This is a genomic window from Streptomyces sp. NPDC002573, from assembly GCF_042889625.1.
GTDB classification, from domain to species: domain Bacteria; phylum Actinomycetota; class Actinomycetes; order Streptomycetales; family Streptomycetaceae; genus Streptomyces; species Streptomyces gibsoniae.
In genome coordinates, this window is the sequence record NZ_JBIARC010000269.1 from 1 (window position 1) to 1,375 (window position 1,375).

Annotated in this window: 1 protein-coding gene; it reads left to right on the forward strand. The window is 67.0% G+C overall.

All coding sequences use genetic code 11. The features are described from left to right. Positions 1-444: 444 nt before the first annotated feature. Positions 445-978 (forward strand): DUF4142 domain-containing protein, encoded by a 534-nt coding sequence (locus tag ACFYX0_RS47855; protein ID WP_388982161.1) that lies wholly within the window; start codon positions 445-447, stop codon positions 976-978. Positions 979-1,375 lie beyond the last annotated feature (397 nt).

The following is a 1,375-nucleotide window of genomic DNA, read 5'->3' on the forward strand; positions in this document are numbered from 1 at the left end:
CGCACGGCGGCGGAGCTCAAGCGGGTAACGGGAAGGTCGTGCCATGACTCGATCCTTTCATAAAATCGAGTCTCTATTCGAACCGGGGCGGTTCAAGGTGACCGTCGGGTCGGGAGTGGACTCGTCCTGAGCCGTACTTGCCAAAGGACACAGGGAGGCGAGCGCGCCAGCGGCCGCAGCACGGGGCAACGGCCCGAGGGCGACGATCCCCCTCTTCACTCGTCCGGGTGTACCTGGTCATGCGACCGCGCATGGTCTCGTTGCTCAGGCCAGGCCCGGATTCCCCGGAGGCAGTGCCACTTCCGTCGGGTAGCTCGGAAAGCGAGCGGGTGGCGAAGGCAGTCAGCATGGCCCGGGAGGCGGCGGGTCCGGCGCGTCCGCTGCACGGGGCGCCCGGCTCATCGGCCGGCTCCTCATCCGGTTCCACGACATGTGGAGGACACAATGCGAATGAACCGCCCTTACGGCACAGCCGTCGCGGCCATGGCGCTCGCCGTGGCCGGGCTCACCGCTCCGGCCACGGCGGCAGCCCCGGTCACCGGACCCGACGCCACCTTCCTCAAGATGATTCACCAGGGCAATCTCGCCGAGATCGCCACCTCGAAGGATGCCCAGAAGCACACAACCAGCGCGTGCGTGAAACAGGTAGCGGACATGTTCGTGCGTGACCACACCAAGTTCGATGCGCAGGTCGTGGCGCTGGCCCACAGCAAGGGCATCATCCTGCCCTCCGCAGCGTCAGCCGCCCAGCAGAAACAGCTCACCACGCTGAAGTCCCTGCATGGAAAACGGGACTACGACCGGGTGTGGTTGCAGGGCCAGGACATGAACCACCGGCAGGCCCTCGCACTGATCGACAAGGAAGTGTCCTCCGGCAAGGCCGCCAAGATTCGCGCGGCCGCCCAGGCCGTCCGGCCCACAGTGGCAAAGCACCTTGAGGCAGTCAGCGGCGGGACCTGCCACACCGGCAAGGGGTGAACAGGCACCGGAACCTGACTGTCGGCACCGGAGGCAGCAGCCGGAGAGCGGCGGCAGCAGCGCATGCCGCCGCTCTCCGGCAGAACACCGCGGCGCGAGCGGCAAGCGCGGGGCCTCTGGCCAGGCTGACCGCCAGACTCAACAGTGTTGTCTTGCCCGCACCGTTCGCGCCGCCAGGCCGACCAGGTGTTGGGTCGGAGCCGCCAACGAGCAGTCCCACAGGGCTCACATGCGGCCGTAGCGCTTGCCGTGGCTGGCCGTCTCATGTCCTTGCGCCTTGTTAGGGGATGCTGGTGGCGCAGTTAGAAGCTGTTGTCTTTCCGGACGCGAGGACTGCGTTTTCGCTGGTGGGGCATGGGGTCGGTGGTCTGGTGGGAGTGACGGCTTGTGATGTCGT

Bases quoted from the DNA above. Each gene is read 5' to 3' on its own strand.
- ACFYX0_RS47855 (WP_388982161.1), top strand. From the start codon at position 445: ATGCGAATGAACCGCCCTTACGGCACAGCCGTCGCGGCCATGGCGCTC.